We start from the raw sequence: 13,869 nt of genomic DNA on the forward strand, positions 1-13,869 counted from the left end.
AGGAGACGACGATGACACAGGCCAAAGCCCTGAAAAACCTCATCGAAACCGGCCACATCGTTCAGGCGCCGGGAGCGCCTGATCCGCTGACCGCCCGCCTCGTGCAGCAGGCGGGATTTCCGGCCATCTACATGACCGGGTTCGGCGCGACGGCAAGCCGTCTCGGCACGCCCGATCTTGGCCTTCTCACCCAGACCGAGATGACGACCCATGCACGGGATATGACCCGCGTGGTGGATATTCCCGTCATCGCCGATGCGGATACGGGCTATGGAGGCCCGGCCAATATCGTTCGCACGGTGGAGGAATATATCCAGTCCGGTGTGGCAGCCATTCATCTTGAAGACCAGATGGCGCCGAAACGCTGCGGCCAGCTTGCCGGTATCCGACTGATCCCGGCGGAAGAAAATGTACGTCGTCTCAAATGTGCCATCGCGGCGCGGGCCGACAAGGACCTTCTCCTCATCGCCCGCACCGACGCCATGCCTGCGGCCGGTGCGGAAGAAGCCATTCGCCGCGCGAAAATGTATCAGGATACGGGTGTCGATCTCGTTTTTGTCGATGGCATCAAGACCATCGCGGAAATCGAAACCGTTGCCCGGCATGTCGAAGGACCGAAGGTCGTCAGCATTGTCGATGGCAACGAAACCGTGGCCCTGACAGCCGCCAATCTCGAACAGATGGGTTTCAACGTCGTGTTCTATGCGCTGTCCACGCTGTTTTCGGCAGTGAAAGCGGTGAGCGACACGCTGTCGGTGCTGAAACGTGACGGGACGCCGAAGGCCCGCGCGGGCGACATGATCACCTATCAGCAATATTGCGATATCGTTGACCTGAAAAAATTTCAGGATCTCGATGAGGAATATGGCTGGTCATAGCGGATGAACGAGGCAGGCGACACCTGCCTCCTCAGGCGCTCAGTTTTTTCGCCAGAATGCGGTTGGATGCCCTTTCGACCGTGATTTCATAGTGATCGCTCTGCGTAACATCCGCGATCCTGCTCGGGCGAAAGGCAACAGCATTGATGCCGCCTTGGTGGCGCAGGCTGTCGAACAAAATCCCGAACTCGCCGCCCTTGCGCATTTCCTCGCCGAACTTCTGCGACGCGGCATAATCTGCCGGGTCGTAGACGGCAGGCAGCGCTGCCTGCTCACCGCATATATCGACGAACTCCTCTTCCAGTTTGGCAGTATAGACCCGGAAGGTGCGGGCGAGACCGTCCTGCTGTGTCGCAACCGCTTCGCGACGCATGTGATGCGCAACCTCGATGACGGATGTGGTAAGCCGCGCTGCCGCATACCATGCGCCTAGCTCCGGCCCGTTGAAGCGCATGCCGCCCGGCGCGACATGGAGGAAAGTCGCCATGACGATGCTTGAATTGGGCCTGCCGAACACCCACTCCTCGCGGGGAAGGCGCTGCAATCGCTCGGCCAGAAGGCGATCATTCGTCCATCCCGCCAGCTCCATCACCGCTTCCAGATCGGCAGCCGTGGCAACCGTGTCGAAGAGGCCGACGGGCGGAAAGCGCGACGGGATCAGGCGATAGCTCGGCTGCGGTGCAGGACTGCGCTTCACGAAAACACCACATCTTCATCGCGATAGGGTTTGAACGCGCGATCCAGTTCATTCGGCTCCATATAAAGCCCGCCGCGCGCCGCATCCAGAAAGCGGCGGACCGTCAGCAACCCGTCCTGAAGCCCGCTCGTCACCAGTTGCAACGGTGGATGCCCGCCAAAGACGCCAGCCTGGTTGGGCGTGTGCAGCCAGCGAATACCGGCCCTTTCGTCGGGATAAAGCACCCCAAGCGCCTGATGGATGCCGAGCACCGCAGACAGGCGCATCAGCACATCAACATCGAGCGTGATATCGCGGCGCTCGCGTACCGCCTTCACCCAATTGTAATAGGTCGACCGGGAAGGCAGGCCCAGAACCATCAGCCGCTGCTGTTCGTCCAGCCCCCACCAATCGGCGATGGTCAGGAAGGTGCGGAGACCCGGCCCGCTCAACCGCTTGCGCGAGTGAGGAGCGAAGCGGGCGGCATCGAGAATATCCGGTCCCTTGCCTATGTTGGTTTCCAGCACTGCCTTGTTTCGCGCCATGATTGCCTCCGATCGTCCAGATCAGAATATAGTCCAAATTTGGACTAATGCAACCTTACGCTGTTATGCCCGGAGCGAAAGGCTCTATTCGGCGGCGATGAGGGCGGTTTCGGCAGCGATATCCGGCAGCGTATCGAAATGAACGGGACGCAGCGAGACATAGCCGTTGCGGATATCCAGTACGTGTGAATAGACATTCTGGCCGTTTTCCAGCAGCGGCAGCTTGTCCTCATGCATGATGCTGATGACGATGGCCTGCGGGCAGCGCGTCTTCAGCGCCTCATGGAACCGCGTCTTCGCAGCCGGATCGAGCGCCCCGGTCGCTTCATCGAGGAAGATGATCGACGGCTTGTGCAGGAGAATGCGCGCCAGCACGATTTTCTGCTTCTGGCCGCCAGAGAGGATCATGTCCCACGGCGCGCCATCGGCATCCGCATCGTTCATGCGTTCGATGAATTCGCCCAGTCCCGCCTCGTGCAGGACGGCCGCGACAGCAAGGTCGCTGAACCGGTCTTCATCGGCAGGCAGGGCGACAAGCTGTTTCAGCGTTACGGAAGGAAACTTGGCCTCCTGCGTCGCATAAAGCGAGGTCGCGTTCTGCGGATAGATGATATCGCCGGTTCCATAGGGCCAAAGGCCGTTGAGCGCCTTCATGAATGAAGTTTTGCCGGAACCGGATTCGCCGCGCATGTAAACCCAGTCGCCCGCGCGAATATTGATCACGCCGGAGCGCAGGAACGGTGCTTCACTGTCCGGTCCTTGCATAAGTGTGAGATTGCGCACGGACAGGCCGAAGCGCGGATGCTGCTGCGCGAAGGCGAAACGATTGATGCCCGACCGGCTGTAGAACTCCGCAGGTTCCTGAACATTCTCGATGGCCTGCGCCAGACCGGTCACACGGCCCGCATTGGCGCGCAGATTGGCAATGGCAGGCATGACCTGAATGAACCATGAGCAGTCATTGATCATCGCCGCGACAAGTTCAGCGCCCGTTACATAATTACGGAAACTGACGGAGCCGCTCATATAGGGCAAAAGGCCCGGAATATAGGCAACGATGCGGTTCGAGAGAAAGCCATAGGCCTGCGAGAAGGCGAGATAGGCGGCATCGAAGCGGTTGAGCCGGTTCCAGGTGCCGTCGACATCCTTGTAGAGACGGTCGTTGACAGAGCGCTGCACTGCCTCACCGCCGGATGCAGAAATCTGGAAACTGCGGCGCAGCAGCGTCGTCCACTCACCACGATAGGAGCCTTCGGCTTTCTGGATGCCGAGATTGAGACGCTCCAGTCGCTTGCCGATCCTGATCGCGACCAGCGTGCCGAGCGGGACATAGACGACGATTGCCGCAAAGGCCAGAACGGCGCTGCCGTAGCTGCCGAGGAAATCCAGCCCATCCACATGGGTGGACATCTCGATCAGCTTCTGCCCGATGAAGAAAGCCGACAGGAACACGCCGACAATCCCCATTACGAGGCCAATGGCGCCGCCGGTCATGCCCTTGATCGATTCCTGCAGGCGCTGATCGATATTATCGGGCTGGTCCTTGCCCCTGACCTGCTGCAAATGGAAATGCGTGTGCCTGCCGTTCAACAGCGCGGTGGAGAACTGGTCGTTCAGCCATTTGCGCCATTTGCGATGCAGCGTGGTGGACAGGAAATGGCGCGAGCCGACCAGCATCACGTCCTTTGCCAGCATCAGCAGAACAAGAATGCCCGCATTGGCGGCTATCGTCATGAGAGGGTGCTGCACAGGCGCAGTGTTGACATTGACGATGGAATTCATGAGCAGGCCCGAAGCCTCCGCCACCCACACGGTAGTCTTGCTCACGAAAGCCGTCATCAGAAAGATCGCGAGAGTAAGAGCCCAAGCTTCCTTCCAGCGATCGGAGATCCAGTAGGCGCGCATCAGCCCCCAGAACGACGTCATGTCAGCTACGGCAGACCTCTCCCTTGCCTGCAAGGTTAGCTGTCTGGTCTGCCGCTTTTTGTCCAATCCACACCTCGTTCTGACAACAGGATGATAACGCTTTGTAACATATTGCAACAAACTGTGGTTAACGGAATGTTAATAGTCAACACAAAAGCGGAGCACCTCATCGTGAACACGCGGGCGCGCCCCAGCAACAAGCTGAAATCGTTAAGCTATCGGAAACCAAAATAATTTCGGAAAAGCGCCCCTCTCACCCCGGAAATCCGGCGTTTCCCGAGGAGCATCGCTGGTGATTCGACAGACGCGCCTATTGCGCCGCGAGATAGGCCTGCAGGCGCGGCACGACATAATCAAGGAAAACGCGGACCCGTTGCGGCAGCCGGGCGCCGCCCAGAAACACCGCGTGAACTTCCTCCGTGTCGTTCTCCACAGCCTCCGAGAGAACTTCCACCAATGCGCCGGAAGCAAGGTCGTTCCGGGCGTGATAGTCGCCGATCCGGGCGAGCCCCAAACCTGCGACCGCCATGCGCCGGACCGTTTCCCCGTTATTGGCCAGCAGAGAACCATAGACCGCACGATCCACGATGCGTCCGCTTTCCTTCAGCGGCCACACGGGCGCAGCGCGGCGAAAATTGAAACCGATGCAATTGTGCTCGGCAAGGTCATCGACGGTCATGGGCGTGCCGCGGCGCTCCAGATAGGCGGGAGCCGCCACGATCTTGCGCCGGGCCGTACCGAGCTTGCGCGCCATCATGCTGGAATTGGGCAGCGTGCCGATGCGGAAAGCCACATCGGTACGGTCGAGATAAAGGTCGACCAGTTCGTCCGACAGGGAGAGGTCGATGACGATATTCGGATAAGCCGAGAGAAATTCCGGCAATAGCGGCTCCAGCGCCAGCGTTCCCAGCGCCACCGAAGCATTGACGCGCACCGTTCCGCCGGTGCTTGCCGAACCCTGCGAAAGCTCGCGTTCGACCTCCTCGAAATCGCGCAGCAATCCCTGGCTGCGTTCGTAGTAAATCTGACCCTCGCTCGTCAGCGACAGGCGTCGGGACGAACGTTCCAGAAGCCGCACGCTGAGCCGCGCCTCGATACGGGATATGAGCTTGCTGATGGTCGAAGGGTTCATGCGCAGGAGCCGGGCAGCCTCGGAGAAACTGCCTGCTTCCACGACCCGCATAAAAACCTGCATTTCGCCGATGCGATTGTCCATCGCCCGCTCCATCTGTGAAATCGTTTCACAGATAATGTGGATTCCGAGCGGATTTTCAAGCCCGCGAGATTGTCCTATCTGTGCAGCCGAGATCAGACCTGACCGAAAGCTGACCGGTAGAAGGCTCTGAAAATTCATGGCCCGAAGCATGAGCCTCCCAAGCTCGCGCAACCGGCGCGATATGCCGAAGGCCAATCGACAGGAGATGACATGAAAATCGTGAACGCACATGGCGCGGCCATACCCGCGCTCGGCTTCGGAGTTTTCCGCATGACGGACGCCGAAGTGGAAAGCGTTGTCCCGGCGGCGCTGGAAGCCGGCTTCCGCCATTTCGATACGGCGCAGATCTACCAGAACGAAGCTGCCCTCGGTCGTGCACTGGAAAAAGCGGGCGCACGGCGCGAAGACCTGTTCCTAACCACGAAAGTCTGGGTAGACAATTACAGCCCGGAAAAATTCGGCGCGTCCGTCGATGAGAGCCTCGACAAGCTGAAGGTCGACCAGGTTGACCTCCTGCTTCTGCACTGGCCCGCCGACAAGGTTGCTATCGCCGATCAGATCGACATGCTGAACGCGGTGCAGGCGGAAGGCAGGACACGCTTCATCGGCGTAAGCAACCAGAATGTCGCCCAGATGCGCCAATCCATCGAACGCAGTGCCGCACCCATCGTCACCAACCAGATCGAGGCACACCCCTATCTCGACCAGAATGCCGTGGCCGATGCCGCAAAAGCCGCTGGCGTTGCCATCACCGCCTATTACGGCATGGCGGACGGCGCGGTGCCGCGCGATCCCGCCCTGCAGGCCATCGGCGCCCGATACGGTAAGACTGCCGCTCAGGTAGGCCTGCGCTGGCTGATCGAGCGCGGCTTCATCGCGCTTTCCAAGACGGCCAGACCTGAACGTGTCGCTGAAAATTTCGACATATTCGACTTTGAACTCAGCGCTGAAGACATGACGGCGATTTCCAGACTCGCCCGCCCCGATGGACGACTGGTCAGCCCTGCCGGACTGGCGCCCGTCTGGGACAATTGAAGAAATAACGGAGAATTTCAGATGAGTGCTGCAAATGCACAGGAAAGCGCAACGAGCAGGGCCGGTTTCAACTGGCCGCTTCTGGCGCTTGCAATCGGTGCCTTCGGTATTGGCACCACGGAATTTGCGCCGATGGGCCTGCTGCCGGTCATTGCCGATGGCGTCGACGTTTCCATTCCCACGGCGGGCCTTCTGGTCAGCGCCTATGCCATCGGCGTTATGGTCGGCGCGCCGATCATGACGCTTGCCTTCGGGCGCTTTGGAAAGCGCACGGCGCTGATGCTGCTGATGGGCATCTTCACGGTTGGCAATATCCTTTCCGCCCTTGCGCCGGATTACTGGACGCTGCTTGCAGCGCGTCTGGTAACAAGCCTCAATCACGGCGCATTCTTCGGCCTCGGCTCCATTGTTGCAGCCAGCGTCGTGCCGCCTGAAAAGCGGGCGAGCGCCGTTGCCACCATGTTCATGGGCCTGACGATAGCCAATATCGGCGGCGTCCCAGCTGCAACCTGGATCGGCCAGCAGATCGGCTGGCGCATGTCGTTCGCCGGCACTGCCGTTCTGGGCCTGCTGGCCATCTCGGCACTCTGGCTTTCGCTGCCGCGTGGTGAAGCAGGCAAGATGCCCGACATTCGCCGCGAGCTTGGCGTGCTGATGCGCCCGACCGTGCTGATGTCGCTCGCGACCACCGTCACGGGTGCTGGCGCCATGTTCACGCTCTACACCTATGTAGCGCCTGTACTGGCCGACCGCACCGGCGCTTCGGAAGGTTTCGTGACGCTGGCGCTCATCCTCATCGGCGTGGGCTTCACGATCGGCAACGCGCTCGGCGGACGCCTTGCCGACTGGTCGCTCAATGGTGCGACGCGGATATTCCTCGCAGCACTTGCCATCATAAGCCTGGCATTGCCGCTGCTGCTGGGCAGCCATATCGGCGCTGCAATCGGCCTGCTTGCCTGGGGTGCTGCGGCCTTCGCCATCGTTCCCCCGGTTCAGACCCGTGTGATGCAGGCCGCATCGGAAGCGCCGGGGCTGGCATCGTCGATCAACATCGGCGCGTTCAACCTCGGCAATGCGGTGGGAGCGGCCCTTGGCGGCGGCGTCATCAGCGCAGGCTATGGCTATGCGGCCATTCCGGTCGCAGGTGGCCTGCTGGCGGCAGCCGGATTGCTGTTCACACTCTCGCGCCGTCCGAAAGCGGCGCTGGCTCCATCGGCCTGCTAATCCAGCGTCCGCCGGAACCGTAACAGCGCCAGCGACGCAAACAGCACCACGAAGAACAAGAGGGCGTTCACCTCTCCGGCAATGTCGGAAAGGTGGGCGCCCTTCAGCATGACCGCGCGGACGATACGCAGGAAGTGCGTGAGGGGAAAAATCTCCCCCAACGCCTGCGCCCAATCGGGCATCCCCCGAAACGGGAACATGAAGCCGGACAGCATCAGCGACGGCAGGAAGAAGAAGAAGGTAAGCTGCATGGCCTGCATCTGCGTGCGCGATGCAGTGGAAATCGTATAGCCGAGCAGGACGAGCGACAGGACGAAGATCAGGACACAGGTCAGCAGAAGCGCCAGCGATCCCACGAAGGGCACACCGAACAAAAGCTTGGCGGCGGCCAGCACCACCACGACCTGAACCCCGCCAACGGCCAGAAACGGCAGCACCTTGCCCAGCATGATTTCGGCGGGCGTGGCGGGCATTGCGAGCAGGTTTTCCATCGTGCCGCGCTCGGTTTCGCGGGTCAGCGCCATGGCGGTCATCATCACCATGGTCATTTGCAGGATCACGCCCAGCAGGCCGGGAACGATATTGTATTGCGAAACGCCTTCCGGGTTATAGCGGCGGTGCACGACGACCTGTAGCTGCCCCCGCGCTGCATCGGCGGCTTCGGCTTGCTTGCCCTGTTCACGCAGAAGCGCCTGACCCGCGACGGTTCCAAGCGTTGAAATCGCGCCGCTTGCCACTGACGGATCGGTCGCGTCCGCCTCGATCAGGATTTGCGGCTGCTCGCCCGCATCGACCCGCCTTGCGAAATCCGACGGGATCGTCACCACGAAGGAAACCGCGCCGCTGGCTATCAGCGCTTCCGCTTCGGCCGCACTCTGCACAACATGGTCGAAGCGATAATAGCCCGTTGTTTCCAGAGCGGAAATCATGGCCCGCGTGTAATGGTCCTGGCTTGTCACCACCAGAGCGCTCGGCAGGCTCTTCGGATCGTTGTTGATGGCAAAGCCGAAAAGCAGCAGTTGCATCAGCGGAACGACCAGCATCATGGCGAAGGTGATGCGGTCGCGCCGCATCTGGATGAATTCCTTCACCAGCATCGCGCCCAGCCGCTCGAAGGAGAACCAGCCGTTCATTGCTCGCCGCTCCCGGACGCCCTGTCTTTCGACATATTGTCCTGTGCATTGGCCATGAACTGGATGAACACATCTTCAAGGCTGGTTTCGCCCGCCTCGACGCTAATGCCCTCACGATGCCTGATCTTTTCCAGAGCCGCCTCGAGCTTCGCCCTGTCGGACCCAACGACATGCAGCGTCGCACCAAAAGGCGCAACCTGCTCGACACCCGGTTCGCCAGCCAGTTCGCGCGCCACGTCTCCAAGCCGCGGGCCGTTGACGATGAAGGTCGTCAGCCCCGCCTTATCGATAACATCGCGGACCGTTCCCGTCGCCAACAGCTTGCCATAAGAAATATAGCTGATGCGGTGGCAGCGCTCGGCTTCGTCCATATAGTGGGTTGAAACAAGCACGGTCAGCCCGCCATCGGCCAGACGATGTATCTCATCCCAGAAATCGCGTCGCGCCTTCGGATCGACACCGGCGGTCGGTTCATCCAGCAGCAGAAGCTTCGGCTTGTGCATGATGCAGGCGGCCAGCGCCAGCCGTTGTTTCCAGCCGCCGGAAAGCGTGCCCGCAAGCTGGTTTCCGCGTGATGTCAGGCCCAGTTCCTCAAGTGTCCGCGCCACATGGTCCTTCACCGGCTTCAACCGGTAGAGACGCGCGACAAATTCGAGATTTTCGGCGATGGTCAGGTCTTCGTAGAAGGAAAAGCGCTGCGTCATGTAGCCGACTTCACGCTTGATCTTCAGCCCTTCCGTCCGAAGATCGAAGCCAAGCACCTGACCCTCCCCCTCGTCGGGCGTCAGCAACCCACACATCATGCGGATGGTGGTGGTCTTTCCAGAACCGTTTGGCCCGAGAAAGCCGACAATCTCACCCTCAGCCACCGACATGCTCACATGATCAACGACGGTAGCGTCGCCGAAACGCTTGACGAGACCTTTGACATCGATGGCGTTCGACATTGCCGCCTCCGCTTACCGGGGGGCCAGATCGACGTCCACGATCTGGCCGGGCTGGAGAGGCGACGCGGGATCGACGGGATGCGCCTCGACCAGATAAACAAGCTTCTGGCGCGTTTCGAGCGAGTAGATCACCGGCGGCGTGAATTCCGGGTCGGGCGAAACATAGCTGACGCGGGCCTGCAAACCCGGAGCGCAGCCATCGCAGCGCACCGACAGCATATCGCCAACCCGTATCGCGGAAAACCTGTCCTCCGGTATGTATACCTTCAGCTTGACCGCACCGTCGGGCAGCATGGTCAAAACCGGCGCGGACGGACCGGCAATATCGCCTGGATTGCGAATGACGTCGGTGATCCGCCCAGCCGCCGGGGCCTCGATCGTCCGCTTGGCCAGATGCCAGCGGGCGGAATCAAGCTGCGCTTCGGCACTTTTGACGGCATTTTCCGCCGCCTTGATCGTTTCCGGACGGGCGGGCAAGCGACCCACTGCAAGATTGGCCGTCGCCTGATTGATCGACGCTTCGGCCACCTCGACCTTGGTGGCGGCATCATCGAGCTGCGCCTGCGTCATCACCCCGCGCTTCGTCAGGTCCTGCGTGCGCAACAGCGTCCGCCGGGCATCGTCGGCCTGCGCGTTGGCGGTCCTGACCGCCGCTTCGAGAACGGCGATTTCGTCGGGGCGCTTGCCGACCTGCAAATCCGCCAGTTGGGCGCGTGCCTGAGCCAGTGCCGCCTCGGCCTGAGCGACAGCGATCTTTGCGTCCGCGTCCTCCGTCTGTGCAATCGGCTTGCCCGGTTCGACACGATCACCACGCCTGACGGCCACGGACTGAACCTGCGCCACTTCCAGTGGGGCAAGCTGCACGAACTCGCCCTCGACATAGCCGACAGCCAGAGGCTGCGCGCTGCATGCGGTGAAAAGATAGGAGGCAAAAGGGAGAACACAAAGAAGGCTCATGACGACACCTCGCCGTTTTTCGCAGCGTCCTTCGCCGCAAGGATGGCCAACAGGTTCTGCCGCACAACTGCCGCCACCGCCCTGGCCTCTTCCGCACCCATCGCGGACCAGCCCATGCGCCGTTTCACCGCCTCGCGGCCAATACGGAAATAGATGACCTGACCGAGCAAGGTGAAGATGAGAAGCCGCGTGCCTTCGCTTTCGGCGGGCTCGCCCGTTGCGACTTCCCAGATGGCACAGAGCCTTTTATGGGTCGGCTCGAATACGCCGGAATAGATGCGATCAAGCGCCGCCGTCGGATGCGCAAGCTCGCGAAGAAGAAACTGGACGATCTCGCCGGATTCAGGCTGCGCCACGATGAACTGCGCCATGCGCTCCACCGCTAGGGCAAGCATTTGCCGCGCTTCTTCCCTGGTCCCGGCGGAGGCGCCAATCACCCCGTAATGTCCGAGAGCCTGACCGGCCACACCCTGTATCGTCTCCACGATATAGTCCGCCGCCGCCAGACGAAGCCCTTCCTTGCCGCCGAAATGATAGGCGATGGAACCGATATTCGCCTTGGCAAGCGCAGCAATCTCACGCGTCGATGTGGCATCGAAGCCCTTCGACCCGAAAAGCTGCAATGCCGCATGGATAAGCGCGGCGCGCGTCTGTTCGACCGACGGCTGCGGTTGCTCCTGCCCGATATTCTTCGATCTGCTCATACAGCGATTTAATCAATCGATTGATTAAATGTCAAGCAGTGCGAACAACGGAAGCCTGTTCGGGGGCTGGGCTTCCGTTGTTCGCTGCGGCCAGCGGCGGAATAAAATTCGCTGCCGCCAGCCGGTGGTGGGACTAGGAGCAGTTCCGTTTCACAAGGAATCGTGGCACCGCTACGCACTTTTGCTGGAAATGCTGTAGTTCAAACGACGCCGCGTCAGCCGCGTATCCCGACATGCCGACCGACGGCAATCGGTGTCGGCATCTCCTGATGGGAATGGAACAACCGCTCAAGGGCTTCCCGAATGCCGGGCTTTGCCGCCACTGCTTTGCCCGCCTTGCTGTCGACGTGCAGCAGCATCTGTTCCGCACTGGCAATTTCCGCATCGCCACGCCGGAGGCTGTGAAAGACATGGGCGCGCTTCTCGTCGAAGGAAAGCAATTGCGTTTCGACATGCAGCTCGTCGCCTGCCTTCGCCTCGCCGCGATGCATGATATGGGTTTCGACCGTATAGTAGCTGTGACCGGATTTCAGATAGGCGTCATCTACGCCGATATGTGCCAGAAATCTGTCCGTCGCCTGCCCGAACACGTCCAGATAACGATGCTCGGTCATGTGTCCGTTATAATCGATCCATTCGGGGATCACACGTGCATCGAGAAGCCGAAGCGGGCCGGAACCCGCATCGGGGCGGTCCGCCGCCGTTTCCAGCCGCGCGGTATAGTTGTTGAGAAGCGCGCCCGCCCCCCAGCCCTTGCCCTGCTGCTGTTGCGACAGAGCCCGGATGATCGCAACAAGATTTTCGTCGCGAATCCGCTCCAGATCGCGGATGGAAAGCCCTTCATTCTGCGCGTCCGACTGATCGGCGATGCGGTCGATCAGGCTGTCATCGAGGTCGGGCACATCGGTCAGTTTCGTCCATGGCCATTGCAGCGCAGGACCGAATTGCGCGAGGAAGTGCCGCATGCCTGCCGGGCCGCCGGCAATACGATAGGTCTGGAAAAGCCCCATCTGCGCCCAGCGAAGCCCGAAGGAATAGCGGATGATGTCGTCAATCTGCTCCACCGTGGCGATACCGTCGCGCACGAGCCACAGGGCCTCGCGCCATAGCGCTTCCAGAAGCCGGTCTCCGACGAAAGCGTCGATTTCCTTTTCGAGCACGACCGGCTCCATGCCGGTCTGGCGATAGAGTGCGGAAGCGCTTTCAATCGTTGCGACTGCGGTCTTTTCGCCGGGAACGAGTTCCACCAGCGGCAGCAGGTAAACAGGGTTGTAGGGGTGGGCAATCAACAGGCGTCCGGGATGCCGCAACCCGGCCTGCAACTTGCTCGGCAGGAAGCCCGAAGTGGAGGATGCGATCAACGCATCGTCTGAACAGGAAGCCTCGATCTCGGCCATTACGGCAAGCTTCAGGTCGAGGCGCTCGGGCACACTTTCCTGAATGAGCACGGCCCCTTCAACCGCCTCCGCCAGCGAAGCGGAAAAGGACAGCCGCCCCTCCTGCGGAAGGCGCACGGTTGTCAGCGCCGCCAGCGCCTTGCGCGCATTGTCGAGAATATGTTCGGTCGTCGCCTTGGCGTCCGGCGACGGATCGTACACGGCAACATCGAAACCGTTGAGCAGGAAGCGTGCGGCCCAGCCGCTGCCGATGACACCGCTGCCGATACAGGCGATCTTGGGAGGATGGCTGTTCATGGATATCACCAGCGCTTCGTAAGCTTGAGTTTTTCGCGGACTTCGGCAGGCGTCAGGACCCTGGTTCCCATATTGACGGCGATGGCCTTGGCCCGTTCGACCAGATCGCCATTGGACGCCAGAACGCCCTTGTCGAGCCAGATATTGTCTTCCAGTCCGACCCGGATATTGCCGCCTGCCAGCACGGCGAGCGCCGCATAGGGCAACTGATTGCGGCCAATGGAGAATGCCGAGAAAATCCAGTTGTCCGGCAGGTTGTGGAGGATCGAAACCAGCGTCGCCAGATCGTCGGGCGCCCCCCACGGGATGCCCATGCACAATTGCACCAGAACCGGATCGTCAAGCAGTCCCTGCTGCTGCAGCCATTGGGCAAGCGGCAGATGGCCGGTATCGAAGATCTCGATCTCCGGGCGCACGCCGAGCCGCTGTATCTGCGCGGCCATTTCCTTGAGCATGGCGGGCGTGTTGGTCATCACATAATCGCCCTCGCCGAAATTCATCGTGCCGCAGTCGAGCGTGCAGATTTCCGGCAGGAGTTCAGCAACATGGGCGAGCCGCTCCGTCGCGCCCGCCATGTCGGTCTTGGCGGCATCCGGCGGCAATGGCGCTTCGGCGGAGCCCAGAACCAGATCGCCGCCAACGCCTGCGGTCAGGTTCAGCACGATATCGACACCGGATGCCCGGATGTGATCCACCACCTCGCGGAACAGTTCCGGCTTCCGCGACGGTTCGCCCGTCTCGGGGTCGCGAACATGGATATGCGCGACGGCGGCGCCCGCCTCGGCACTTTCGATGGCCGCGTCCGCGATCTGGCGCGGCGTGGCCGGCACCTTGTTCGAGCGATGCGTGGTGGCTCCGGCGCCGGTGACGGCAGCGGTGATGAATATTTCCCGGGCAGGCTTTAAAGGCATGTTCGTTTCCCTCAATTTTCACC

The 13,869-nt window shown here is 61.0% G+C and carries 13 protein-coding genes; 3 read left to right on the forward strand and 10 right to left on the reverse strand.

What is annotated here, in order from left to right; genetic code table 11:
- Positions 1–11: 11 nt before the first annotated feature.
- A complete protein-coding gene (locus ABWW28_RS02285; RefSeq protein ID WP_025092096.1) occupies positions 12–878 on the forward strand; it encodes an isocitrate lyase/PEP mutase family protein in 867 nt (288 codons plus the stop codon).
- Between the two features lie 31 nt (positions 879–909).
- On the opposite strand, the gene ABWW28_RS02290 is transcribed toward ABWW28_RS02285, so the two are convergent.
- The 4 genes from ABWW28_RS02290 to ABWW28_RS02305 all read right to left on the reverse strand — a co-directional run bounded on the left by ABWW28_RS02290 (position 910) and on the right by ABWW28_RS02305 (position 5,241).
- Positions 910–1,575, reverse strand: coding sequence for an RES family NAD+ phosphorylase (locus tag ABWW28_RS02290; RefSeq protein WP_025092097.1), 666 nt, complete (start codon positions 1,573–1,575; stop codon positions 910–912).
- Positions 1,572–2,099 (reverse strand): MbcA/ParS/Xre antitoxin family protein, encoded by a 528-nt coding sequence (locus ABWW28_RS02295; protein ID WP_025092098.1) that lies wholly within the window; start codon positions 2,097–2,099, stop codon positions 1,572–1,574. The genes ABWW28_RS02290 and ABWW28_RS02295 overlap by 4 nt, the downstream gene beginning before the upstream one ends.
- A gap of 84 nt (positions 2,100–2,183) precedes the next feature.
- The gene (locus ABWW28_RS02300) at positions 2,184–4,091 is read right to left on the reverse strand and encodes an ABC transporter ATP-binding protein/permease (RefSeq protein WP_025092099.1); all 1,908 of its coding nucleotides are present in this window, start codon (positions 4,089–4,091) and stop codon (positions 2,184–2,186) included.
- Positions 4,092–4,335: 244 nt separating this feature from the next.
- Positions 4,336–5,241 carry a LysR family transcriptional regulator gene (locus tag ABWW28_RS02305; protein WP_021588225.1) on the reverse strand — a complete coding sequence of 302 codons (906 nt, stop codon included), beginning with the start codon at positions 5,239–5,241 and terminating at the stop codon, positions 4,336–4,338.
- A 210-nt stretch (positions 5,242–5,451) separates the two neighbouring features.
- Here ABWW28_RS02305 and ABWW28_RS02310 point away from each other — a divergent pair, with 210 nt between their 5' ends.
- Positions 5,452–6,276: an aldo/keto reductase gene (locus ABWW28_RS02310; protein ID WP_025092100.1), complete on the forward strand. Its 825-nt coding sequence runs from the start codon at positions 5,452–5,454 to the stop codon at positions 6,274–6,276.
- A gap of 21 nt (positions 6,277–6,297) precedes the next feature.
- Positions 6,298–7,500 (forward strand): MFS transporter, encoded by a 1,203-nt coding sequence (locus ABWW28_RS02315; RefSeq protein WP_176587969.1) that lies wholly within the window; start codon positions 6,298–6,300, stop codon positions 7,498–7,500.
- Here the strand turns inward: ABWW28_RS02315 and ABWW28_RS02320 are convergent.
- The 6 genes from ABWW28_RS02320 to ABWW28_RS02345 all read right to left on the reverse strand — a co-directional run bounded on the left by ABWW28_RS02320 (position 7,497) and on the right by ABWW28_RS02345 (position 13,846).
- A complete protein-coding gene (locus tag ABWW28_RS02320; protein WP_006468403.1) occupies positions 7,497–8,633 on the reverse strand; it encodes an ABC transporter permease in 1,137 nt (378 codons plus the stop codon). The two genes, ABWW28_RS02315 and ABWW28_RS02320, sit on opposite strands and share 4 nt — an antisense overlap.
- Positions 8,630–9,580: an ABC transporter ATP-binding protein gene (locus ABWW28_RS02325; RefSeq protein WP_025092102.1), complete on the reverse strand. Its 951-nt coding sequence runs from the start codon at positions 9,578–9,580 to the stop codon at positions 8,630–8,632. The genes ABWW28_RS02320 and ABWW28_RS02325 overlap by 4 nt, the downstream gene beginning before the upstream one ends.
- A gap of 12 nt (positions 9,581–9,592) precedes the next feature.
- On the reverse strand, positions 9,593–10,537 hold the full coding sequence (locus ABWW28_RS02330; protein ID WP_025092103.1) for an HlyD family secretion protein: 945 nt from the start codon (positions 10,535–10,537) through the stop codon (positions 9,593–9,595).
- A complete protein-coding gene (locus tag ABWW28_RS02335) occupies positions 10,534–11,241 on the reverse strand; it encodes a DUF1956 domain-containing protein (RefSeq protein ID WP_025092104.1) in 708 nt (235 codons plus the stop codon). Before ABWW28_RS02335 ends, ABWW28_RS02330 begins: the two co-directional genes overlap by 4 nt.
- Positions 11,242–11,456: 215 nt before the next feature.
- A complete protein-coding gene (locus ABWW28_RS02340) occupies positions 11,457–12,935 on the reverse strand; it encodes a carnitine 3-dehydrogenase (RefSeq protein WP_025092105.1) in 1,479 nt (492 codons plus the stop codon).
- A gap of 5 nt (positions 12,936–12,940) precedes the next feature.
- A complete protein-coding gene (locus ABWW28_RS02345; protein WP_176587970.1) occupies positions 12,941–13,846 on the reverse strand; it encodes a beta-keto acid cleavage family enzyme in 906 nt (301 codons plus the stop codon).
- Between the last annotated feature and the right edge of the window lie 23 nt (positions 13,847–13,869).

Source organism: Brucella sp. NBRC 14130, assembly GCF_040371715.1.
In the GTDB taxonomy this organism is placed as follows: domain Bacteria; phylum Pseudomonadota; class Alphaproteobacteria; order Rhizobiales; family Rhizobiaceae; genus Brucella; species Brucella intermedia.

What these genes read in the sequence shown, in the direction of transcription:
- ABWW28_RS02285 (WP_025092096.1), top strand. Translation starts at nt 12, where the DNA reads ATGACACAGGCCAAAGCCCTGAAAAACCTCATCGAAACCGGCCACATC.
- ABWW28_RS02295 (WP_025092098.1), bottom strand. Translation starts at nt 2,099, where the DNA reads ATGGCGCGAAACAAGGCAGTGCTGGAAACCAACATAGGCAAGGGACCG.
- ABWW28_RS02305 (WP_021588225.1), bottom strand. Translation starts at nt 5,241, where the DNA reads ATGGACAATCGCATCGGCGAAATGCAGGTTTTTATGCGGGTCGTGGAA.
- ABWW28_RS02310 (WP_025092100.1), top strand. Translation starts at nt 5,452, where the DNA reads ATGAAAATCGTGAACGCACATGGCGCGGCCATACCCGCGCTCGGCTTC.
- ABWW28_RS02315 (WP_176587969.1), top strand. Translation starts at nt 6,298, where the DNA reads ATGAGTGCTGCAAATGCACAGGAAAGCGCAACGAGCAGGGCCGGTTTC.
- ABWW28_RS02320 (WP_006468403.1), bottom strand. Translation starts at nt 8,633, where the DNA reads ATGAACGGCTGGTTCTCCTTCGAGCGGCTGGGCGCGATGCTGGTGAAG.
- ABWW28_RS02325 (WP_025092102.1), bottom strand. Translation starts at nt 9,580, where the DNA reads ATGTCGAACGCCATCGATGTCAAAGGTCTCGTCAAGCGTTTCGGCGAC.
- ABWW28_RS02330 (WP_025092103.1), bottom strand. Translation starts at nt 10,537, where the DNA reads ATGAGCCTTCTTTGTGTTCTCCCTTTTGCCTCCTATCTTTTCACCGCA.
- ABWW28_RS02335 (WP_025092104.1), bottom strand. Translation starts at nt 11,241, where the DNA reads ATGAGCAGATCGAAGAATATCGGGCAGGAGCAACCGCAGCCGTCGGTC.
- ABWW28_RS02340 (WP_025092105.1), bottom strand. Translation starts at nt 12,935, where the DNA reads ATGAACAGCCATCCTCCCAAGATCGCCTGTATCGGCAGCGGTGTCATC.
- ABWW28_RS02345 (WP_176587970.1), bottom strand. Translation starts at nt 13,846, where the DNA reads ATGCCTTTAAAGCCTGCCCGGGAAATATTCATCACCGCTGCCGTCACC.